This is a genomic window from Nocardioides sp. CCNWLW239 (genome assembly GCF_037137035.1).
GTDB lineage: Bacteria > Actinomycetota > Actinomycetes > Propionibacteriales > Nocardioidaceae > Nocardioides.
Map to the genome: position 1 here is coordinate 453,948 of NZ_JBBBNW010000001.1, position 21,999 is coordinate 475,946.

The 21,999-nt window shown below is 69.9% G+C and carries 21 protein-coding genes; 6 read left to right on the forward strand and 15 right to left on the reverse strand.

Going from position 1 to position 21,999, the window contains the following annotated elements; genetic code table 11:
• Positions 1–10: 10 nt before the first annotated feature.
• From WBG06_RS02250 to WBG06_RS02270, 5 genes are all read left to right on the forward strand, one after another.
• Positions 11–898 (forward strand): DUF58 domain-containing protein, encoded by an 888-nt coding sequence (locus WBG06_RS02250; protein WP_336734714.1) that lies wholly within the window; start codon positions 11–13, stop codon positions 896–898.
• Positions 885–1,388: a hypothetical protein gene (locus WBG06_RS02255; protein ID WP_336734716.1), complete on the forward strand. Its 504-nt coding sequence runs from the start codon at positions 885–887 to the stop codon at positions 1,386–1,388. Before WBG06_RS02250 ends, WBG06_RS02255 begins: the two co-directional genes overlap by 14 nt.
• The gene (locus WBG06_RS02260) at positions 1,379–2,458 is read left to right on the forward strand and encodes a VWA domain-containing protein (protein WP_336734718.1); all 1,080 of its coding nucleotides are present in this window, start codon (positions 1,379–1,381) and stop codon (positions 2,456–2,458) included. The genes WBG06_RS02255 and WBG06_RS02260 overlap by 10 nt, the downstream gene beginning before the upstream one ends.
• Positions 2,459–2,600: 142 nt before the next feature.
• Positions 2,601–3,503 carry a vWA domain-containing protein gene (locus tag WBG06_RS02265; RefSeq protein WP_336734720.1) on the forward strand — a complete coding sequence of 301 codons (903 nt, stop codon included), beginning with the start codon at positions 2,601–2,603 and terminating at the stop codon, positions 3,501–3,503.
• Positions 3,500–4,234 (forward strand): tetratricopeptide repeat protein, encoded by a 735-nt coding sequence (locus tag WBG06_RS02270; protein ID WP_336734722.1) that lies wholly within the window; start codon positions 3,500–3,502, stop codon positions 4,232–4,234. Before WBG06_RS02265 ends, WBG06_RS02270 begins: the two co-directional genes overlap by 4 nt.
• Before the next feature lie 3 nt (positions 4,235–4,237).
• On the opposite strand, the gene WBG06_RS02275 is transcribed toward WBG06_RS02270, so the two are convergent.
• The 7 genes from WBG06_RS02275 to WBG06_RS02305 form a co-directional block, all read right to left on the reverse strand.
• Positions 4,238–5,206: an AraC family transcriptional regulator gene (locus WBG06_RS02275; RefSeq protein WP_336734725.1), complete on the reverse strand. Its 969-nt coding sequence runs from the start codon at positions 5,204–5,206 to the stop codon at positions 4,238–4,240.
• A gap of 153 nt (positions 5,207–5,359) precedes the next feature.
• Positions 5,360–6,844 (reverse strand): flavin-containing monooxygenase, encoded by a 1,485-nt coding sequence (locus WBG06_RS02280; RefSeq protein WP_336734727.1) that lies wholly within the window; start codon positions 6,842–6,844, stop codon positions 5,360–5,362.
• 138 nt (positions 6,845–6,982) lie between these two features.
• Positions 6,983–7,687 (reverse strand): SRPBCC family protein, encoded by a 705-nt coding sequence (locus WBG06_RS02285; RefSeq protein WP_336734729.1) that lies wholly within the window; start codon positions 7,685–7,687, stop codon positions 6,983–6,985.
• Positions 7,688–7,690: 3 nt separating this feature from the next.
• Positions 7,691–8,545, reverse strand: a complete 855-nt coding sequence (locus WBG06_RS02290) for an FAD binding domain-containing protein (protein WP_336734731.1) — start codon at positions 8,543–8,545, stop codon at positions 7,691–7,693.
• Entirely contained in the window at positions 8,542–11,019 is a 2,478-nt protein-coding gene (locus tag WBG06_RS02295; RefSeq protein ID WP_336734733.1) for a xanthine dehydrogenase family protein molybdopterin-binding subunit, read from the reverse strand. Before WBG06_RS02295 ends, WBG06_RS02290 begins: the two co-directional genes overlap by 4 nt.
• A complete protein-coding gene (locus tag WBG06_RS02300; protein WP_336734735.1) occupies positions 11,016–11,516 on the reverse strand; it encodes a (2Fe-2S)-binding protein in 501 nt (166 codons plus the stop codon). Before WBG06_RS02300 ends, WBG06_RS02295 begins: the two co-directional genes overlap by 4 nt.
• 113 nt (positions 11,517–11,629) lie before the next feature.
• Entirely contained in the window at positions 11,630–12,853 is a 1,224-nt protein-coding gene (locus WBG06_RS02305; protein WP_336734737.1) for a transcriptional regulator, read from the reverse strand.
• Between the two features lie 111 nt (positions 12,854–12,964).
• Here WBG06_RS02305 and WBG06_RS02310 point away from each other — a divergent pair, with 111 nt between their 5' ends.
• A complete protein-coding gene (locus tag WBG06_RS02310) occupies positions 12,965–13,435 on the forward strand; it encodes a GNAT family N-acetyltransferase (RefSeq protein WP_336734739.1) in 471 nt (156 codons plus the stop codon).
• A gap of 30 nt (positions 13,436–13,465) precedes the next feature.
• Here WBG06_RS02310 and WBG06_RS02315 read toward each other — a convergent pair whose 3' ends face one another.
• From WBG06_RS02315 to groL, 8 genes are all read right to left on the reverse strand, one after another.
• Positions 13,466–14,251 (reverse strand): hypothetical protein, encoded by a 786-nt coding sequence (locus WBG06_RS02315; protein ID WP_336734741.1) that lies wholly within the window; start codon positions 14,249–14,251, stop codon positions 13,466–13,468.
• A gap of 65 nt (positions 14,252–14,316) precedes the next feature.
• Positions 14,317–15,438, reverse strand: coding sequence for an XdhC/CoxI family protein (locus tag WBG06_RS02320; RefSeq protein ID WP_336734743.1), 1,122 nt, complete (start codon positions 15,436–15,438; stop codon positions 14,317–14,319).
• The gene (locus tag WBG06_RS02325; RefSeq protein WP_336734745.1) at positions 15,431–16,519 is read right to left on the reverse strand and encodes a vWA domain-containing protein; all 1,089 of its coding nucleotides are present in this window, start codon (positions 16,517–16,519) and stop codon (positions 15,431–15,433) included. The genes WBG06_RS02320 and WBG06_RS02325 overlap by 8 nt, the downstream gene beginning before the upstream one ends.
• The gene (locus tag WBG06_RS02330) at positions 16,516–17,397 is read right to left on the reverse strand and encodes an AAA family ATPase (protein WP_336734747.1); all 882 of its coding nucleotides are present in this window, start codon (positions 17,395–17,397) and stop codon (positions 16,516–16,518) included. The genes WBG06_RS02325 and WBG06_RS02330 overlap by 4 nt, the downstream gene beginning before the upstream one ends.
• 74 nt (positions 17,398–17,471) lie before the next feature.
• Positions 17,472–18,041, reverse strand: coding sequence for a nucleotidyltransferase family protein (locus WBG06_RS02335; RefSeq protein ID WP_336734748.1), 570 nt, complete (start codon positions 18,039–18,041; stop codon positions 17,472–17,474).
• Positions 18,038–18,613: a hypothetical protein gene (locus WBG06_RS02340; RefSeq protein WP_336734750.1), complete on the reverse strand. Its 576-nt coding sequence runs from the start codon at positions 18,611–18,613 to the stop codon at positions 18,038–18,040. Before WBG06_RS02340 ends, WBG06_RS02335 begins: the two co-directional genes overlap by 4 nt.
• A 366-nt stretch (positions 18,614–18,979) precedes the next feature.
• Complete coding sequence (locus WBG06_RS02345; RefSeq protein ID WP_336734752.1) at positions 18,980–20,011, reverse strand: alpha/beta hydrolase family protein; 1,032 nt, start codon at positions 20,009–20,011, stop codon at positions 18,980–18,982.
• Between the two features lie 206 nt (positions 20,012–20,217).
• Entirely contained in the window at positions 20,218–21,852 is a 1,635-nt protein-coding gene (gene groL, locus WBG06_RS02350; protein ID WP_336734754.1) for a chaperonin GroEL, read from the reverse strand.
• Positions 21,853–21,999 lie beyond the last annotated feature (147 nt).

The following is a 21,999-nucleotide window of genomic DNA, read 5'->3' on the forward strand; positions in this document are numbered from 1 at the left end:
AGCCGAGCACATGGCGACGTACCTTCCCCGGATCCGCACGCGGCTGATGATCCATGCCCACCGCAAGGTGGTCGGCCTGCTCGACGGGGAGTATGCGTCCCTCCAGACGGGGCGCTCCATGGACTTCCACGACCTGCGGGAGTACGTCCCCGGCGACGACGTGAAGGACATCGACTGGAAGGCGACGGCTCGGTCCCGGAGCCTGCTGGTCAAGCGGTTCACCGCCGAGCGGCAGCACCTGGTGCTGCTGGCGATCTCCACCGGCCGGAGCATGGCGGCCCAGGCGACCGGCACCACGACCAAGCGCGAGCTGGCGATCTTCACCGCCGGCCTGGTCGGCTGGCTGGGCGTCCGGCACGGCGACAAGGTGGCGGTCGCCTACGGCGACTCGGAGACCCAGAAGCTCACCAAGTCCGCCGACACCGAGGTCGCGCTCGAGCGGGCGCTGGGGCAGGCCCATGACGCGATCACGCCCGATGCCGCCGAGGCCGACATCGTCGCGGTGCTTCGCCACGTCGCCACCAACGTACGCCGCCGAGCGATCCTGCTCGTCGTCACCGACGAGCACGCGGTCAGCGACGAGATGGCGGCCGTCCTGCGCCGCCTGACGGTCCAGCACGAGGTGCTGGTCGCCGGCATCGACGATCTCGACCCCACCACCGCGGTGGCCGGCGGCGCGCCGACGGTCGACATCGACACGGTCTCGACCCTGCCGGGCTGGCTCCGGGGCGACGCGGTCCTCCAGGCCCAGTACGCCGACCTGGCCGCCGCCGAGGAGCACGGCCTGCGGGGCTCGCTGGACCGTCTGGGCATCGCCTACCAGCGGGTCCACGACGACACCTCCGCCATCGGCGCGGTCTTCCACCTCCTGGAGAGGCACCGCCATGCGCGCCGGTAGCCTCCCCGAGGAGTTCCAGCAGCCGCTGGCCCACTCGGGCTGGTGGCTGGTGCTCGCGCTCGCCCTGCTCGCCGCGGTGGCGCTCTACTATCTCGCGGTCATCCTGCTGACCCGCGAGCGCCCGCCGGTGGTCGAGGTCGAGACCCCGTGGGTCCCCGAGCCGCGTGACCTCCGCGCCGAGCACCTGGCCGAGATCGACCGGATCGAGCGGGCGGTGCACCGCGGCGACGTACCGGCGAGGGTCGGCCACCAGCACTTGAGCCGCACCGTGCGCGACTACGTCGCCGAGGTCAGCCAGATCCCTGCCGACAAGATGGTCCTCGCCGACCTGAAGGCGACCGTACGCAGCGACCCCCGCACCCGTCCGCTGGCGATGGCGGTCGAGGTGATGTACCCGCCCGCCTTCGCCTCCGAGGAAGAGGGCCGAGCGGCGCAGCGATTCCCCGAGGCGCTCGACCGGGCCCGTCAGGTGGTGACGACATGGACCTGAAGTGGCCCGTCCTCGGCGCGATCGTGCTCGTCCTCGCGCTCGTCGCGGTCGCCGCGATCGTCGTCATGGCCGCCCGGGTGCACCGCCGCCCTGCCGACGCGGTGCTCGTGGCGCACACCGAGCGTCTGAAGCGGCTTCCCCGGTTCCGCGAGCTGGCCACCCAGCAACGGTGGCTGTCGTGGTGGCAGACCGCGGGCATCGCGCTCGCGGTCATCGGGTGCATCTGGCTGATCGCCCGGCCGCAGACGACCGACATCACCCAGAACCGCTACTCCACCCGCGACATCGTGCTCTGCCTGGACGCCTCGACCTCGATGTTCGACGAGGACACCCAGGTCACCCAGGCCTACTCCCAGCTCGTCTCCGGCCTCAACGGCGAGCGGGTGAGCCTGGTGCTGTGGAGCGACGCCGCGGTCACCGTCTTCCCCCTCACCGACGACTACGGCTGGGTCCAGGACGAGCTGGCTCGGGCCGGCCGTGCCTTCGCCCTCGGCGACCAGGAGTACGTCGCCGGCACCTATCTCGGCAAGGAGCGCGCCTCCTTGATCAGCGACGGCATCGTCTCCTGCGTCAAGCGCTTCGACCTGTCCAACTCCGAGCGCGGGCGGGCGGTCATCGTCGCCTCCGACAACGACCCGCAGGGCGGCCCGCCGGTCTACACGCTGCCCGAGGCCACCGAGTTCGCCAAGGAGCGCGACGTCCAGCTCTACGGCATCGGCTCGGCCGACCTCAGCTTCCACGAGGACAAGCGCGCCACCTTCGACAAGGCGATGACCGACACCGGCGGCACCTTCTCGCTCCTCGGTGACGACGGCTCGATCGACTCCATCCTGGCCGGCATCGACCGGCTCTCCGCCGACGAGGTCGTCGAGCCGCCGAAATACCAGGTACGCGACGCCCCCGGCTGGCCGATCGCCCTGATTGTTCTCGGAGTCCTCATGCTGATCGCCGGCTGGGTCTACGCCCTGGTTCGCTCCGGACGGCTGTCGCCGGGCTCGTCGTCCCGGTCGACACCAGCGGCGACCCCATCTCCGCGCCAGGCTCGACCGTCGAGCGAGGCGGTCCGGTGAGGGCCCGGCGACATGTTGACCGAGGTACCTCGGTGAGCGGTCACTGCCCTCGCGGAGTTCCACGAAGGCAGTGCGGCCACGCCGAGGTACCCTTCGACAAGCTCAGGACATCGCCTCGGTCAGCATCCGAGGAGGCGGCAGTATGAGCGCTCTGGGATGGCAGATCCTCACCGTCGTACGCCGTGTGCTGATCGTCCTGCTCACCGTCGTCGTCCTGGTGCGACCGAGCTGGGGCGCGGCGCCTGCGGAGATGCGTACGGCCGACCTCGACGTCCTCGTCGTGGTCGATCGGACCCGGTCGATGGTCGCCGAGGACGGACCGGGCGGGGAAGCGCGGATGGCACAGCTCAAGCGGGACCTCAAGGCCCTCTCGGCAGCGCTGCCGTCGGTGCGCTTCGGGGCGATCACGTTCGGCGGCGAGGTCGTACGCACCGAGATGCCGTTCACCTACGACACCACCGCCTTCGACGCCTGGGTCGACGGGCTCTATGCCGAGCGTGCCTTCGACGGCTCCGGCTCGATGGTCGATGCTCCGCGCGAGGAGATGATCGAGACGCTGGAGCGCGACCAGGAGCGCTTCCCCGAGCGGCGCCGGATCGTGGTGTTCGCCTCCGACGGGGAGAACACCCGCGAGGGCGTCGACCAGCAGTCGTTCAGCGAGATCGACGATCTCTCCGCGGGCGGCCTGGTGCTCGGCTACGGCACCGAGGAGGGCGGCCGGATGCCCTGGGACGACGAACGCCCCCAGGACGGCTACCTCAAGGACGGCGAGGGCCAGGACGCCCGGTCGCGGATCGATCTGGCCAACCTGCGCGAGATCGCAGGTCAGATGGGTCTGCAGACCCTTCACCGCACCACGAAGGACCCTCAGGAGATCGCCACCGAGGCCTCCACCTGGGACTCCGAGATGCTGACCGACAAGACCTCCGCCGGAGGCGAGGTGTCGCGCGCCTGGATCTTCGGCTTCCCCCTGCTGGCACTCTTGCTGTGGGAACTGTGGGGCCATCGCCGTCGCGGGCACGAGGCCGAGGAGGTGCTGGCATGACCCTCACCGAGACACCGCTCGATCCCGTCGCGCCGCAGGGCCCCGAGCGCACCCCTCGCGAGCAGGTGCGACGCGCATTGCTGCTGGCCGGGATCCTGCCGGTGGTGATCGGGCTGGCCTTCCTGCTGAAGGTGATCCTGATGGGCCACCACGACCGAGCCGGCCGCGACGCCTGGGACGTACGCGACGCCGCGACCGCCATGGAGCACTACTCGGCCAACCGCGAGTTCAACTTCCTGCAGCCGTGGATCGCCCATTTCGACGCCGGCAACGCCGCCTTCCTGCTCGGCGAGAACGCCCGCGCGGTCGCCTACTACGGCGAAGCGCTGGAGCGCGCCCCCGAGAACCACGAGTGCACCGTACGCATCAACCTCTCGCTCACCCAGGAGGCGATCGGCGACCGCGCCCGCGACGCCGGCGACCAGCCCGGCGCGAAGGCCGCCTACGAGGAGGCGCTGGCCACGCTGAAGGAGGGCGACTGCCCCACCAATGCCGGCCAGGGCCCCGAGCAGTCCCAGCAGGGCGAGTCCGTCGAGGAGCGGCTGAAGGAGAAGCTGACCCCGAAGACGCCGATCAAGCCCGACAACCAGGACGACCCGCCCGAGCCGCCACCGAACGGTGACAAGAAAGAAGACAAGCTCGACCAGCGCAACGGCGACGGCGAGAAATACCGCCGCGACGACGCCGACCTCGACGACTACGGCGGGTTCAGCGATGAACCCCAGTGGTGAGGGTCAGCGCATGAGGGTCTGGGACGGGAGCTCCTGGAACTGGGCCCGGTACGCCTGGGAGAACCGGCCGAGGTGGAAGAACCCCCAGCGGGCGGCGATCTCGGTGACCGACGTCGCGGCTGCGTCTGCGGCGAGCAGGTCGGCGTAGGCACGATCCAGCCGCGTACGCCGCCAGTATTCCAACGGGGTGGTGCCGAGGTCGCGTTGGAAGGCCTCCTGCAGCGTACGGGTGGAGACGCCGACCTTCGTCGCTAGGTCGGCGACCTTCCAGGGGCGGTCGGGGTGGGCCTCGAGGAGGTCCACCGCCATGCGTACGGCGCGGGAGACGCTGGGCGAGACGGACGCGGAGGCGATCTCCAGGGAAGTGTTGGCCTGCACGGTGAGCAGTCCTCCGATGAGTGCCTGCTCGTAGGGCGCGGCGACCAGCGGCGAGCTCATCAGTGAGCCACCGGCCTCGACGTTGTCGTAGGCGAGCCGCACCATCTTCAACCAGTCACGCACCTCGGGCCGACCGAGATCGAGCGTCGGGTCGAAGACCACGGGGCCGGCGCCGCCGATGCCTGCCGCTGCCTCTTCGACGGCGCTGCGCCGGATGTAGACCTGGAGCTTCTCGCAGCCGTCGGACCAGAGCATGTCGACCGGCTCGGTCGGCGAGCCGATCGAGGCGCGGGTGCGGTCGGCGAGGACGACCTGCTCCCCCACCTTGACCTTGGCACTGCCGGCGATCGGCAGCTGGATCAGGTAGAAGTCGTCGAAGGTCCCCGGGGTGATCCGCACCTCGTCGCCGTAGCGCATGTAGTTGAGCATCACGTCCTCGCCCAGCGGCGCGGCGTTGTGCACCATGTCGAGGTGGGAGCCGGCCTTGGTGAGCGCCAGATAGTGAGCACAGAATCGCTCGGCGACGGCCTCTCGGGCCTGGTCCACGTCGGTGGTGGCGACAACGGTGTGGCGGCTCAGCAGAGGACGGGGCAATGGAGGCTCCTGGACCGTGGCTCGATTGACCGAAGAGCGTAGCGGAGCCCGCGCGGCGTGAACGCGAACACGACGCAATCCCGGTCTAAGGTCCCGGCGCAGCCCGAGACGAGATGCCGGTCCCACCCATGAACACCGGCATCTCGCGCCGTACTAGCTCCTCGCTGCCAGCTTCTCCACGAGCCTGGGAGTGACGGAGGCGTACGCCTTCGGGTTGATCGGCAGCAGCCACTGCGCTGCCTTGGTGCGCTTGCTGACGTCGAGGCCGACGTCGCCGAGGACCTCGTCGATGTTGTGCATCGAGAACGGGATGATGTTGGTGCCGCGGGCGTGATGGCCGTCGGTACGCTCGCGCATCCAGGCGAGCCGGTTCGCCACGTGGTCCGCCATCTCCTCCACCGGCGGGACCTGGTGGCCGCCACCCAGGTAGGAGCCGATCCAGACGGCACTCATCTCGGCCGAGAGGGGCGAGAAGAACGAGGAGTTGTAGCCGGCGAAGGTCAGGTCCTTCACGGACAGCGGCAGGATCTGGCGATAGAGCTCGTAGTCACCGTTGTCGTCGGTGAGCTGGTCCTGGATCTCCGCGGAGAAGAACGGCAGCTCCTGCTTGAACCCGGTCGCGGTCACCACGACGTCGGCAGGTAGCGCGCGGCCGTTGGTCAGCTCGGCGTACGGCTTGCCGTCCTTGACCACGAAGGCGGCGATCTCGGTGTCGCGCTCGACGACGATGTCGCCGGCCTCGACGCCCTCGAAGAAGCCCTCGGTCGCCAGCGAGACGGTCGATCGGGCGATGTCGGTGAACTGGCCCTTGGGCAGCAGCCCGAGCTTCTTCAGCTTGAGCTGGCCGCTCGTGACCGACTCGACGCTGCCGACCATCGAGCTGGCCATCTTCGAGCCGCCCGCGTGCAGGACCTTCTCCGGCCCCCGCACCGTCTGGTAGGGGAACAGCCCCTCCCCCATCCGGGTCAGCAGCAGCACCTTGTAGTTGAGCACGCCCTTGATCTTGCGGGGCATCTTCCACAGCAGCTGGCGCGCGACCACGGTGGTCGAGGCCGCCTCCTTGGCGATCTCGACAGCGACGTCACAGGCCGACTTGCCGTAGCCGACGACCACGACGTCCTTGCCCTTGACGGCCTCCAGGTCGTGCAGCTCGCTCGCCGCGAGGATGCTCCCACCGGCGGCCTCGAGGTCGTCGACTCCGTCGTACGCAGGGGCGAACGGCTCCGAGAAGACACCGCTGGCCACGGTCAGGTGGTCGTAGTGCTCGGTGGTCTCGTCACCGGTCGTCGCTCTCGAGGTAAGGGCCCAGCCGCCCCCTCCAGCCGGCTGGGCACTCAGCACCTCGGTATCGAGCCTGATCATCGGCGCGAGCTCGAACTTCTCGACGTACATCTCGAGATAGGTCTGCACCTGCTTGCCGCTGAGCCACTCCGGGAACACCTTCGGCATCCGCAGATCCGAGAGCGTGTAGGAGTCCTTGTTGTTCTGCGTCGTCAGGCCCGGGTAACGACGAGTCCGGCTCCAGACGCCGCCGACGTCCGGCGCCTTCTCGTAGACGGTGACGTCATGACCGAGCTCAGTGAGCACCTTGGCCGAGGCAATGCCTGCGAACCCGGCACCGATGACCGCGATCTTCACTTCGTTTCCTCTCGCAGCGGGGGTCTGCGTGGAGGAAACGCTAGAGAGGTCGGCGGGCACACCGCTATCCACGTTGCGCGGGCGGTATCCGGTTTGCGCGACGGGTTCGGCGCGGTGGTCGGCCCGGACGGCCCGGTCTCAGCCTCGCAGGACCTTGTAGGCGATCACTGCCACCGCGACGACGGCCACCCCGACGGCGATCTTCTTGCCGTAGTTCTTGATCAGCACCGGCACGACCGTCGCTCCCAGGTCGAGGGCCTCGGGCTGTGGGGAGGCCGCGTGCGACGGAGCCTTCGGTGCGGACGCGCCGGCCCCCGGTGCAGGTGTCGGAGGCTGGGAGACCTCTCCCGGTGGCTCGCCCTCCGAGGACTGCTCGGCTGCCGGCGGCTCGGGGGCGGGGGCGGGAGCGGACTTCTGCTCCAGGCAGGCGACGAACTGGCCGAGGAGCTTGTCGGAGACGTCCTGCATGACCCCGCGACCGAACTGCGCGGGCTTGCCGGTGACGGCGAGGTCGGTGACGATCTCGACCTTCGTGCCGGTGCCCTCGGGTGCCATCGTCAGCGTGGCGTTGGCGCCGGCGGTGCCGTTGCCCCGCTTGTCGCGCCCCTTCGCCTCGACGACCAGGCGTCGGGCGGCCTCGTCCTTCTCGACGAAGGTGCCCGAGCCGGCGTAGACCATGGCGATCGGACCGAGCTTGACCTTCACCGTGCCGGTGAAGGTGTCGCCCTCGGCCGAGGTGACCTGGGCTCCCGGGAAGCACTCGGCGAGCGAGCCGATGTCCAGGAAGCTGTCCCAGGTCTCCTCGACCGAGCTCGGAACCGTGAACTGGTGCGTCAGATCCACGCCTCAGCCCCCGAGCGCCTGGGTGATGGCCCGCCGGGTGAGCACCGTGACCAGGTGGCGCCGGTAGTCGGCGTCGCCGTTGAGGTCGGAGGGCGGCTCGACGCCGTCGGCGGCCAGGGCCGCGGCGCTGTGTACGACCTCCTCGGTGGCCTGCTGCCCGACCAGCGCCTGCTCGACACCGCTGGCACGCAGCGGGGTCGCGCCCATGTTGGTGAGACCGATCGCCGCGCCCTCGATCACGCCGCCGGAGACCTTGAGGGTGGCCCCGACCGCGCAGATCGGCCACTGGTGGGCGACCCGGACGAACTTCTCGTAGTGGGCCGTCCATCCGGTGTGCTTCGGGATGCGTACGCCGGTGAGCAGCTCGTCCTCGGAGACGGCCGTCTCGAAGAGCCCCTGGAAGAACTCCGCGCCCGGGACGACCCGCTCGCCGGCCGGCCCGGCGATGACGAACTCGGCACCCAGGGCGAGCGCCGGGGCTCCGAGGTCGCCCGCCGGGTCGGCGTGGGCGAGCGCGCCACCGAAGGTGCCGCGGTGGCGCACCTGCTCGTCGGCGACCGTCGCCGTGGCACGCGCGACCAGGGCCGCGTGCTCGGCGACCAGAGGATCGGTCGCGACGTCGCAGTGGCGCGTCATCGCGCCGATGAGGATCGAGTCCCCCTCGTCGCGGACGCCCTTGAGGGAGTCGATCCGACCGAGGTCGATGACCCACTCGGGAGCGTTGAGGCGCATCCTCAGCACCGGCAGCAGGCTCTGCCCGCCGGCGATGATCTTGGCCTCGTCGCCGTACTGCGCGAGCGCGGCCAGGGCTTCCTCGACCGTGGTCGGGGCGACGTAGTCGAACGATGCGGGAATCACTGGACGTCTCCTTCCGTGCGGTCGACGTTCCCGGACATGCCCGTCGACGGATCGAAGTGTGCTGCGGCCGCACCGGTGGTCTCGCCACCGGCCGACCCCTCGTTGATCGCCCGCCACACGCGTTCGGGCGTGCAGGGCATGGTGACGTCGTGCACGCCCAGCGGGCGCAGCGCGTCGACGACGGCGTTGACCACCGCCGGGGTGGAGGCGATCGTGCCGGCCTCGCCGACACCCTTGGTGCCGAGCGTGTTGGTGGTCGCGGGCGAGGTGGTGTGGTCGATGTCGAAGCTGATCGTGTCGGCGGCCGTCGGCAGCAGGTAGTCCACGAAGCTCCCCGAGACGAGCGTCCCGGCGTCGTCGTAGACCGCGTCCTCCCACAGCGCCTGCGCGATGCCCTGGACCAGTCCGCCGTGCACCTGACCGGCGACGATGAGCGGGTTGATGATGTTGCCGATGTCGTCGCAGCAGACGTACTTCCGCATCTTCACCTGCCCGGTCTCGGTGTCGACCTCCATCGCGCACAGGTGGGTGCCGTGCGGGAAGTTGAAGTTCTCCGGGTCGAAGGTGGCCTCGGAGTCGAGGTTGGCCTCGACCCCGTCGGGCAGGTTGTGGGCCGCGAAGACCGCCGTGGACAGCTCGCCGATCGACATGCCCTGATCGGTGCCTCGCACCGTCCACCTGCCGCCGGTGAACTCCAGGTCGTCGACGCTCGCCTCGAGCAGGTGGGCCGCGATCGGCTTCGCCTTCTCGAGCACCTTGTCGGCAGCCCGCACCAGCGCTTCACCGCCCACGACCAGCGACCGGGAGCCGTAGGTGTCGTAGCCCTTGGCCGCGATCTGGGTGTCGCCGTGGAGCACCTCGACGTCCTCGAAAGGTACGCCGAGCCGGTCCGCCACGATCTGGCTGAACGCGGTCTCGTGCCCCTGACCGTGCGCGCTGGCGCCGGTGATGACCTCGACCTTGCCGGTCGGCGTGAGCCGAACCTGGGCGTGCTCCCAGCCGCCGGCACCGTAGTCGAGGCTGCCGAGCACCCGGGACGGGGCCAGGCCGCACATCTCGGTGAAGGTCGAGACGCCGATGCCGAGCTGGACCGGGTCGTTGTTCGCCCGGCGCTCGGCCTGCTCACGACGGAGCTCGTCGTAGCCGAACATCTCCTTCGCCTTGGCGGTCGCGGCCTCGTAGTTGCCGCTGTCGTAGGTCAGGCCCGCGACGGTCGTGAACGGGAACTCCTCGTGCGTGATCCAGTTCTTCTCCCGGATCTCGAGCGGGTCGACCCCCACCTCGGCGGCCAGCTCGTCCATCAGCCGCTCGATGGCGTACGTCGCCTCCGGCCGCCCCGCGCCGCGGTAGGCGTCGGTCCAGGTGGTGTTGGTGAAGACCGTCTGGCAGTTGAACTGGTAGGCCGGGAACTTGTAGATCGCGTTGAACATGAACGCGCCGAGCACCGGGACACCGCCGCCGACGATGGCGACGTACGCTCCCAGGTTGGCGTCGAGCTCGACCTTCAGGCCGGTGACCTGGCCGTCCTTCGTGGCCGAGAGGGTCAGCTTCTGGATCTGGTCGCGGCCGTGGTGGGCGGAGAGCAGCGACTCGGAGCGGGTCTCGGTGTATTTCACCGGCTTGCCGAGCCGGCGGGCGATCGAGAAGACGAGCATCTCCTCCGGCGTCTGCTGGAGCTTGCCGCCGAAACCGCCGCCGACGTCGGGGGCGATCACCCGGATCTTCGACTCGGGCACACCCGTGGTCGCGGCGAACGCGAACCGCAGGATGTGCGGGATCTGGGTGGCGCTCCACACCGTGATCTGCTCACCGGTCGGGTCGCACACGACGCTGCGCGGCTCCATGAACGCCGGGATCAGCCGCTGCTGGCGGTAGGTCCGTTCGATCACGATGCCGTCGTCGCGGGCCGAGGCGATGGCCTCGTCGACGTTGCCGCCGGTGCCGGCCTGGGCGCTGTCGAAGACCCACAGCGCGGACTTGTTGGTGCCGAGGTCGGGGTGCGCGAGCACCTCGTCCTTGACCGCCTCCTCGAGGGAGACGACGGCGGGAAGCTCCTCGTAGTCGACCTCGACCATCTCGGCGGCATCGCGTGCTGCGGCTGCGGAGCGGGCGGCCACGACCGCCACGATCTCGCCGGCGAAGGTGACCCGGTCGTTGGCGATCGGCGGATGCGCCGGAGCCTTCTGGTCGGGAGTGATCGGCCACGCGTTGATGCAGACACCCAGGGTCTCGTCGAAGTCCTTGGCGGCCAGCACGGTCACGACACCCTCGGCGTCCTCCGCCGCGCTGGTGTCGATGCCGGTGATCCTGGCGTGGGCGAACGGGCTGCGCACCATCGCCAGGTGCAGCATCCCGGGCAGGTTGATGTTGTCGGTCCAGCGGGTCCGCCCCGTGATGAGGCGGGCGTCCTCCTTGCGGCGCCGGTCGCGGCCGATCTCGGTGGCCTGCTCCGGACGAGCGTCGACGGCGGTCACAGCGCGTTCACCTCCGATCCCTGGCTGGCCTGGCCGGCCTGGCTGGCCTGCTGAACCGCGCGGACGATGTTGTGGTAGCCCGTGCAGCGGCACAGGTTGCCCTCGATGCCCTCACGGATCTCGTCCTCGGACGGCTGCGGGTTGCGCTTGAGCAGGTCGACGGACTGCATGATCATGCCCGGCGTACAGAAGCCGCACTGGAGGCCGTGACACTCACGGAACGCCTCCTGGACGGGATGCAGATCGCTGTCGACGGTGTCGGCGAGGCCCTCGATCGTGGTCACCTCGCACCCGTCGGCCTGGACCGCGAGCACGTTGCACGACTTCACCGAGTCGCCGTCGAGATGGACCGTGCAGGCACCGCAGTTGCTGGTGTCGCAACCGATCACCGTGCCGGTCTTGCCGAGTCCTTCGCGCAGATACTGCACGAGCAGCGTCCGCGGTTCGACGTCGTCGGTGACCTTCATACCGTCGACGCGCATGCTGATCCGGGCCATGTTGTCTCCCTGTCAGACGTCACTGTCCTGATGGATACCGTGTGGGCCAGCTCACAGTAGGACGCGCAGGGTTGGGCGCCGGTTGGCTGCGGGTCCGGCGTACCCGTTCTTGGTCAGCGGCTGGCTGCCAAACGCGCTCTGAGCAGCGGCAACGCCGGGTGGGCGCTTCCGCCGAGGCGGCGCAGACAGACGTCGACGATCTCGGTGTCGTACGGCGCCAGCTCGCTGTAGCGCAGCACCGCGTCGGGCTGCGGGTCGGCGATCAGCGCCTCGCGCAGCGCGACCGCGACGTACTCGGCCATCTCGCTCAGAGCCGGGCTGTTGGTGCCGGGCAGGAGATCGCCGCCGTAGGCCTCCACGGCAGTGGCCACCCGGCCGTGACGGATCAGGGTGAGGACCTGCTCGACGTCGGTCGCGACCGGCATCAGCAGGCGGTAGGGCCGTGAGGCCACCTGGCCGCCGAGCGCGTGGCGCAGGTGGGAGACCTCCGCCTTGAGCGTGGAGAAGGTGACCGCCTGGTCGCCGTAGACCATCGCATGCAGCCGTTCCAGCGAGAGGCCCTCCGGATGGAGCGCGAGCAGCGCCAGGATCTCGGTCTGGCGACGATTGAGCAGCAGCCGCTGCCCGTCGAGCCAGGTCTCCGCGGTGCCGAGGAGGGTCAGCACCAGACCGGGCTCGGCGATGGCCTCGTCCTCCCGCGGCGTCGGGATCTTCGGGAGCGCGCTCTCGATCAGGCGCGCCATCACCCGTGCCGTGGCCATCCCGATCGGGTGGGTGCGGTCCCAGGTCGTGGAGAGGTCGATGACGCCGAGGTGCTTGCCGGTGACGGGGTCGTGGAGCGGCGCCGCCCAGCAGACCCAGTTGTGCACGGCCTCGGCGTAGTGCTCGGGGCCGAAGACCATGGCCGGCGCGTTGGTCCGGTTGGCGAGGTCGAGCGCGTTGGTGCCGGCGCTCTGGTCGTCCCAGCGCCCGCCCGGCACGAAGTTGACCGACTCGGCCTTGTGGCGCATCACCCGGCCGCCGTAGGTCCACAGCACCCGGGTGTCCGGGTCGGTCACCGCGATGACCAGGTCACCGTCGTCGGCCGTGCACCGCAGCTCCTCCTCGACCCGCTCGACGGCCACCTGGAGCGGCGATCCCCGCCACATCTCCCGGGTCTCGTCCTCGTCCGCCAGCGGCGCCTCGCGTACGTCCGGCTTGATCGCCGTCGCCGAGCGCGTCCAGCTCGACAGGATCTCGGGCCGGACGAAGTCCTCGGCGGCGTCGCCGCTCTCCACGAAGGCGGTCCACGCCCGCGCCGCGCTGATGCGACGCTCCTGCAGATCGCTACGAACCATCACTCCCCCTTTGGAGCTCGGCCCTGAGGCTGGGTCCTGCCAAGGTAGCACCCTGTGACGTGCCTCACGATCCCCTCGGCGGTACCTGCTCAGCGGTGCCACAGTAGGTGCATGGAGACGCGCACGGCCACGACCACGGCCGACTTCGAGACCGCCGCCACGCTGCAGGTCTCCTTCAACACCGAGTACGACTACCCCGCCCCGCCCGCCGAGGAGCTCGCCCTCCACCTGGGCCGGCTGGTCGAGGGCTGCGACACCACGGTGATGCTGATCGGTGACCCCACCACCGGCGAGGCCTTCGGTCACGGCATCACCCGGTTCCGCCTGCAGACGACCGCCGACGAGCTCGAGGCCTACCTCGCCGAGCTGTACGTCGTCCCCTCCCGCCGTGGGCAGGGACTCGGCACGATCCTGCTGCAGGCGATCATCGACGAGGCGAAGGCTCGCGGAGCGACGTACATGGACCTGGGGACGAGCGAGGACGACACCTCCGCCCGCGCGCTGTACGAGAAGTTCGGCTTCGACAACCACGAGGGCCGTGGCTCCGGGGCGCGGGCGCTCTACTACGAGAAGGAGCTGTAGAGCTCTTACCTGGTCTGGGAGGGCTGAGGATCAGGACGAAGCGCTTCGATGCGGGGTGTCGTAGGACAGTCCGCGAGCGATCACGTGGACGAGGATCGCGAGGATCAGGACCCCGGCGCAGACCAGCGCCACGATCGCCACCGGAGTGCTCTGCGACAGCTGGAGCTGGCGCAGGCCGATCGCGACCAGCGCCCAGGCGCAGGAGATCAGCAGCTCTCGCAGGTTGCGCCTGAGCAGAAGGGCCAGCAGCGCGACGGTGAGCGCCGCGATCACGATGATCGTGGCCAGCGGGCCGACGGTCACACTCTGCGAGTCGAGGTAGGTCGCGATGTTGACGATGCTCGCCGCGGTCACCCACCCGGTGTAGAGCATCAGCGGCAGCCAGACCATGAGGAAGTCCTTGGTCGATGGCCGGGTCGTGCCGACCCCGAGGCGCCACAGCGCGGCGTAGAGGGATGCGGTGAGCGTCAGCAGGACGACGACGGAGAAGCCGATCCATTCCTTCACGAAGACATAGGTCCACAGCCCGTTGCAGATGCTGGCGACGATGAAGAGCGGCCCGAGCCGCTGCGGGACGTCGTTGTCGTCGCGCGGATCACGAAGATCCCGTGCCTGGTAGACCGCGAAGACGATCAGCAGCAGGTAGATGAGCGTCCAGATGGAGAACGCATAGCCGGCCGGCGTCAGATAGGTGGCGTACGCGTCCGAGATGTCGCCGATCGCCGGCAGATCGAGAATCTGAGCACCGGTGAGGACGTTGGCCACCAGAGCAAAGAGGAGGGCGATGACATTGCCGAGCTGCCATGTTCTCTTCACGCTCTCGACCGTAGCAAAGGCGGTCGTTTCTCGACCGTTGACGAACTGAGTGTCTGCTGTGTCCTTCAGCGCTCTTCGTGGATCCGTCCGGTGGTGGTGGCGAGGCGCTCGCCGGAGCCGCCCCAGCGGCCGGCGACGATCTCGGCGGCGATCGAGATGGCGGTCTCCTCCGGCGTACGGGCGCCGAGGTCGAGGCCGATCGGGCTGCTCAGGCGGGCGATCTCCTCGTCGCTGAGGCCCGCTTCGCGGAGCCGGGCGAGGCGGTCGTCGTGGGTGCGACGGGAGCCCATCGCGCCGACGTAGGCGATGTCGGGGAGGCGAAGGGCGACCTCGAGGAGAGGTACGTCGAACTTCGGGTCGTGGGTGAGCACGGCGATGACGGTGCGCTGGTCGATGCGGCCCGCCTCCACCTCCTGGGTCAGGAAGCGGTGGGGCCAGTCGACGACGACCTCGTCGGCCTCGGGGAAGCGCGAGTTGGTGGCGAAGACCGGGCGGGCGTCGCAGACGGTGACGTGATAGCCGAGGAATGCGCCGACCCTGGCCACCGCGGCGGCGAAGTCGATCGCGCCGAAGACGAGCATCCGCGGCTTGGGGGCGAAGGACCAGACGAAGACCCGCATCCCCTCGCCACGGCGCTCGCCGTCGATGCCGTAGGAGAGCGTCTGGTTGGTGCCGTGGGCCAGGAGCCCGAGCGCGTCGTCGTGGACGGCGTCGTCCATCCGTGCGCTCCCCAGGGAGCCCTTGACCCCTTCGGGACGGATCAGGACGCGGCGCCCGAGCACCTCGGGATCGGGGTGCTCGATGACGGTCGCGAGAGCGACCGGACTCCCGCTGCGTACGTCCTCGGCGAGCTCGCCGAGCTCCGGGAAGGTCTCTTTCGACACCTTCTCCACGAAGACGTCGAGGATGCCTCCGCAGGTCAGCCCGACCGAGAAGGCGTCGTCGTCGGAGACGCCGTAGCGGTGGAGCTCGGGGGTGCCGGTCTGAGCGACCTCGCGAGCGACCTCGTAGACGGCACCCTCGACGCAGCCGCCGGAGACCGAGCCGACCGCGGTCTCGTCGGGGCCGACGAGCATCGAGGCCCCCGGCGGCCGGGGCGCCGACTGGAACGTCGCCACCACCGTGGCCACCGCCACGGTCTCGCCGGCGTCCCACCACTTCATCAGATCGTCGAGTACGTCACGCACGCGCGATCACCTCCACCAGATCCTCGTACGTCGCCAGCGAATGCCCGGCGACGAAGTCGTCCACGTGCGGCAGCACCGCGACGATGCCTCGCTGCAGCGGCTCATATCCAACCTTGCCACGGTGTGGGTTGACCCACACCACCCGATGGGCGAGGCGGTGCAGCCTCGCCGTCTGCTCCTCGAGGAGCGCGGTGTCGCCGCGCTCCCAGCCGTCGCTCGCAATGACCACCACTGCTCCCCGGGCGAGACCGAGGTGTCGTCGCAGGAACGCCTGCAGGTCGTCGCCGAGGCGAGTCCCGCCCGACCAGTCGGGCACCGTCTCCCCGGCCGCGACGAGCGCACGGTCGGGGTCGCGGTGGCGCATCGCACGGGTGATGTCGGTGAGCCGGGTGCCCATCGTGAACACCCCGTTCGCCCGCCCCGTCGAGCCCACCCGATGGGCGACCCGTAGCAGCACGTCGGCGTAGGAGCTCATCGACCCGGACACGTCGATCAGCCACACGACGCGGCGCGGCCGCTCGCCCCGTCTGCGGTAGTGGATCCCGGCGGGCTCGCCGAGGTGTCGCAGGCTGGCCCGCAGAGTGCGGTGGGCGTCCACCCGTCCTCGCCGCCAGGGGTCCTGCCGTGGCGTCCTCCGTCGCGGTGCCCGCGGACGGAGCCGGGCGATCAGGGCCGCCACGCGCTCCTGCTCGGCCGGGTCGAGGTCGGCGACGTCGCGGTGCCGCAGGGTCTCCAGCTCGCTGGCCTGCGCCCTGATGACGTCGCCTTCCCCCTCCCCCGTGCCGTCGCCGTCCTGCGGCTCGGTCTCCGGGAGCGTCGAGGTGACCGAGGCCGTGGGCGGCGGCCCCTGCGGCATCGGCAGCGTCGCCGCCGTCCCGAACCAGGCCTCGAAGACCTGGTCGTAGCGGCGCAGATCGTCGGGGCCGGCGCACAGCGTCGCCCGCCCGGCGGCATAGGTCCCGACCGGGTCACCGGCGCCGACGATCGCGGTTGCTTGCAGGAAGCCGTGGGCGCGATCCTGGGTCACCGGCACCCCGGCCGCCCGGAGGGCTCGGGTGAAGGCGAGGAAGGTCTCCGTCACGCCAGCAGCCGATCCAGGGCCGCCCGGACGCGGTCGGCGTCCTCGCGGTGCTTGACGAGCGCGCCGAGCGTGGCGGCGGCACTCTCCAGGTTCATCTCGGTCGTGCCGAGGTGGTGCAGGGCGCGTGCCCAGTCGAGGGTCTCGGCGACACCCGGGGGCTTGAGCAGCGCGGTCGCGCCGCCCTCGGCCGAGCGCAGCTGCTGGACCACCGTGACCACCTGGCGGGCGAGCTCGTCGGCCACCTCGGGGGCTCGGCTGCGTACGATCTCGATCTCGCGGTCCAGCCCCGGGTGGTCGATCCAGTGGTAGAGGCAGCGGCGCTTGAGGGCGTCGTGGAGCTCGCGGGTGCGGTTGGAGGTGAGCACGACGATCGGCGGGACCGTGGCAGCGACCGTCCCGAACTCCGGGATCGTCACCCGGTAGGTCGACAGCACCTCCAGCAGGAACGCCTCGAACTCGTCGTCGGCCCGGTCGATCTCGTCGACGAGCAGCACCGACGGAGCCTGGCGCAGCGCGGCCAGCACCGGGCGGGCGAGCAGGAACCGCTCGTCGTAGAGGGACTTCTCGGCCTCCTCCACCTCGCCCGCACCACCGGCCGCCTCCAGGGCTCGCAGGTGCAGGATCTGGCGGGCGAAGTCCCAGTCGTAGAGCGCCTGGGTGGCGTCGATGCCCTCGTAGCACTGCAGTCGTACGAGCGGCAGGTCGAGCGCCTCGGCGACCGCCTCCGCGAGCGCGGTCTTCCCGGTCCCCGGCTCGCCCTCGAGCAGCAGCGGCCGCTGCATCCGCAGCCCGAGGAAGGTGACTGTCGCCAGCTCCGGATCGGCCAGGTATCCGGTCGCCGCCAGACGGTCGGCGATCTCCCGGGGCGTCAGGTCCATGACCTGAGCGTAGAACGCGAAGCGTTGGCAGAGGGTTGGACAACCTCCAACGAGGGTATGAACGAGGGCTCGCTTCAGCGGCTGTCGACGTCACGGCCGCCGGCGAGGTCACCGCACTCGACCACGTGGACGTCATGGGTCTTCAGATAGCCCCGAGCACCGTGGTCGCCGACGGCCGCCTCGACGACCCCCTCCCAGTGGTCGCGGCCGATCAGCACCGGGTGCCCTGGCACCCCGTCGTACGCAGCACGGGCCAGCCAGCTCTGACCGGTGGTCGGGCCCGTCGAGCGGTGTGTCGAGCGTGTCGAGATGACCACGCGGCGCACCACATCGGCCCCGACATCCGGGAGATCGACCAGATGGACCACGGCGGCATCGACGTCGGTGCCGAGCGCCTGCAGGCCGGCCCGCAGCGAGGCTCCCATCCCGGCGTCCCAGTCCTCGGCGACGACGACCTGCTGCCCGGCCGGCAGCCGGTCCCGAGCCTCGTCGGCCGCTGCCCCGAGCACGACCAGCACCTCGTCGCAGCCGCCGTCAGCCAGCACGCCGATCGACCGGACCAGCCAGTCGTCGACGAGAGCCTTGGGCATGCCCATCCGCCGCCCGGCGCCTGCGGCCAGGAGCAGGCCGGCGATCACGGTCACTTGAACGCGTCGGTGTAGAGCTTCTGCAGCTTCGGGGTCTTGGCGTCGCTGTAGCCGCAGCCGATCACCTTGGCATCGCCCTTGGCCGCGACCAGATAGGTCTTGCCCTTCTCGAACTCGGGCATCGGGATCGTGCTCGGCGCCGGCAGGACCACCCGGACGGTGTCGGTGCCGCCGAATCCGTCGGCGTACATCCAGGTCTTCACCCGCAGCACGGCCTCGCCCTCGTCCACACTCTCCGCGGTGCCCTCGAAAGCCAGCGCGGCGTTCTGGGAGAGCCACTTGGAGGTCGGCGGGATGCAGCGAGCAGCATCGGCGACGACGGTCAGCTCGGTCGCACCGGCCCCGCCCCCGGCCGGTGTGGAGGCCGGCGGGGACGCCGTCTCGGTGACCGTGGCGGTCGGCGACGGCGGCGCGGCCTCGGGGTCCTCGGCGGAGTCGTCGGAGCCGAGAAGCCCGAAGGAGGCGACGACGGCCACGAGCACGACCGCGGCGGCACCGACAGCCGCCACCCAGCGCCACGGTGACCGTGGCCGCTGCGTCCCGGCGTTAGTTCCGGCGTCCAAGCTCATGCCGCCGCCTCCGTGGGACAAGGCCGAGAGTACGGACGCGGCGTCCCGAGGCTTGTGGCCGCTCGCTTGCGCTCGCTCATGCCAACATCATGCCTCATCGCTGGGTGCCGTCCGGGGACCCTGGTGACTCAGCCGGACAGACACACGCAGGCGGGGCCTGGCCTCGTAGAGCCCTGACCCCGCCCGCCGCTGCAGAACTTCACCCGGACACTTCCTTGGGCTTCAAGCCCCCCAGATCCAGACGCTTCCCCGCAGTCGGCCACTGTGTGGAGCACCCATGCTGCGTTACCGAGCTGTTGTCGAGACAGTGTCGAAAGTCCCCACCTGGATGGACCTCTTGTCCCATCTTTCTCGACGCCGGTCAGGTCATCCCAGATGACGGTCCAGGAAGTCGACCACCCGCCGGATCGAGAGGTCCCACTGCGGCCCGAAGGCGTGCTGCTCTCCCTGGTAGACCCACAACCGTTGTCGTACGCCGGCGGTCTCGAGCAGGTCCCGCGTCGTGTAGGCCCATCTGATCGGGCAGGACTCGTCGTTCGTCCCATGGTGCATCTGGAGCGGGACCTCGATGCGGTCGAAGTACGTCCTCGCCGACAGCCCCTCCCAGAACTCGGGCTCCGTCTCGGGATCACCGTGCTGCCGATAGAGCCGGGCCACCTCCTCCGGCCGCGACGGCACCGCCCACCGGTTGATGTTGTCGACGATGTCCGAGGAGACCGACGCGTACGTCACCCCGGCCCGCACCAGGTCCGGCCGGGCCACGAGCGCGTTCATCACCACCGCACCGCCCATGGACCGGCCCAGCAGCGCGGTGCGGTCGGGGTCGACGTACGGAAGTCGCTTCATCGCCTGGACGGCATTGATCGTGTCGCGGGTGTAGCCGAGGCGGCTCTCGTCCTCCTCGGTGCCCTCGGGGATGGGAGACGAACCGGCATGCCCCCGGTAGTCGGTGTGCAGGACGACATAGCCCTCCCGCGCCAGCCGGTCCTGCTCCCGTCTGAGGCCTTGTCCGGTGACGTAGATGTCGGTGTCGATGTGCCCGTGCGCGAAGACGACACCCGGGAACGGCCCGGCGCCCCGCGGCCGGAAGAGCACGCCGGTGATCGTCAGCCGCCCGCTCGGGTAGCTGACCTCGAAGCGCCGGTAGGCATCCGTGCTCCCCGACTCCCGCAGCACCTTCACCTCGCCGCCCGGGAACTCCTCGCGCATCAGCTGCGGCAGGGAGCCTTTGTCGGTCACCGCCGGCAGCGTCTCCGACGGACTCGGGGAGGGTGCGGCCGACGAGGCCGAAGCCGAGGGCTCCGCTGTCCGCGACGGCGGCGCGGCGGCCGGCTCACCGCCGCATCCGGCGAGAAGCACGGCCGATATCACCAGCGCCGACGCCGCCTTCGGGCCCATGCCGTCGAGCGTAGCCGGGTGGCCCTGGGGCCGGGGGGGTGTTCGTTCATCAAGGTATGCAGCCGAAGGGTCGCCTCCCCTGAGGAACTCCGCCAGGGAAGCGGTACTTTCCCTGCATACCTTGACGAAGATCCCCCGCCGAAAACGCAAGCAGGGCCCCTCCCGACGGAGGGGCCCTGCTGCTTGGTGGAGCTAGCGAGACGGACTCAGAAGCCCATGCCGCCCATGTCACCCATGCCACCGGTCGGGTCGCCACCAGCGGCGGCCTTCTCCGGCTTGTCGGCCACGACGGCCTCGGTGGTGAGGAACAGCGCGGCGATCGACGCGGCGTTCTGCAGCGCCGAGCGGGTCACCTTGGCCGGGTCGATGATGCCGGCCTGGAGCAGGTCGACGTACTCGCCCGTGGCGGCGTTGAGGCCGTGGCCCTGCGGGAGGCCGGCGACCTTCTCCGCCACGACGCCGCCCTCGAGGCCGGCGTTGACGGCGATCTGCTTCAGCGGCGCCGAGATGGCGGCCTTGACGATCGAGGCACCGGTGGCCTCGTCGCCCTCGAGCTCGAGCTTCTCGAACGCGGTGGTGGCGGCCTGGATCAGCGCGACGCCACCGCCGGCGAGGATGCCCTCCTCGACCGCAGCCTTCGCGTTGCGGACGGCGTCCTCGATGCGGTGCTTGCGCTCCTTGAGCTCGACCTCGGTGGCCGCGCCGACCTTGATGACGGCCACGCCGCCGGCCAGCTTGGCGAGGCGCTCCTGCAGCTTCTCGCGGTCGTAGTCGGAGTCCGACTTCTCGATCTCGGCGCGGATCTGGTTGACCCGGCCCTCGATCTGACCCTGGTCGCCCGAACCCTCGACGATGGTGGTCTCGTCCTTGGTGATGACGACCTTGCGGGCCTGGCCGAGCAGCTCGATGCCGGCGGTCTCCAGGGAGAGGCCGACCTCCTCGGAGATGACCTGGCCACCGGTGAGGATGGCGATGTCCTGCAGCATGGCCTTGCGGCGGTCACCGAAGCCCGGAGCCTTGACGGCGACGGACTTGAAGGTGCCCTTGATCTTGTTGACGACCAGCGTGGACAGAGCCTCGCCGTCGACGTCCTCGGCCAGGATGACCAGCGGCTTGCCGGTCTGCATGACCTTCTCCAGGACCGGGATCAGGTCCTTGACGCTGGAGATCTTCGAGTTGACGATCAGGATGTACGGGTCGTCGAGGACGGTCTCCATACGCTCCGGGTCGGTCACGAAGTAGGCCGAGATGTAGCCCTTGTCGAAGCGCATACCCTCGGTCAGCTCGAGGTCGAGCCCGAAGGTGTTCGACTCCTCGACGGTGATGACGCCTTCCTTGCCGACCTTGTCCATCGCCTCGGCGATGATCTCGCCGACGGTGGTGTCAGCAGCGGAGATCGAGGCGGTAGCAGCGATCTGCTCCTTGGTCTCGATGTCCTTGGCCTGCGCGAGCAGCTGCTCGGAGACGGCGTCGACGGCCGCCTCGATGCCGCGCTTCAGGCCGGCCGGGTTGGCACCCGCGGCGACGTTGCGCAGGCCCTCGCGGACCAGCGCCTGGGCGAGAACGGTCGCGGTCGTCGTGCCGTCACCGGCGACGTCGTCGGTCTTCTTCGCGACCTCCTTGACCAGCTCGGCACCGATCTTCTCGTAGGGGTCCTCGAGCTCGATCTCCTTGGCGATGGAAACACCATCGTTGGTGATCGTGGGGGCACCCCACTTCTTCTCGAGAACGACGTTGCGGCCCTTGGGACCGAGGGTGACCTTGACGGCGTCGGCGAGGGTGTTGAGACCCTTCTCCAGACCCCGACGGGCCTCCTCGTTGAAAGCGATGAGCTTCGGCATTGCTCCTGCGATCCTTCACTTGGGAAGTTCGTTGGATCCGGTCCGATGGGTTGCCCGCGACGGACGACGCCACTCCCGGCAGAACCCTTCCCTGCCGCTCGCGACGCCTCAACGTCACCGGTCCGGTTGTTGTCACTCTCATGGTAA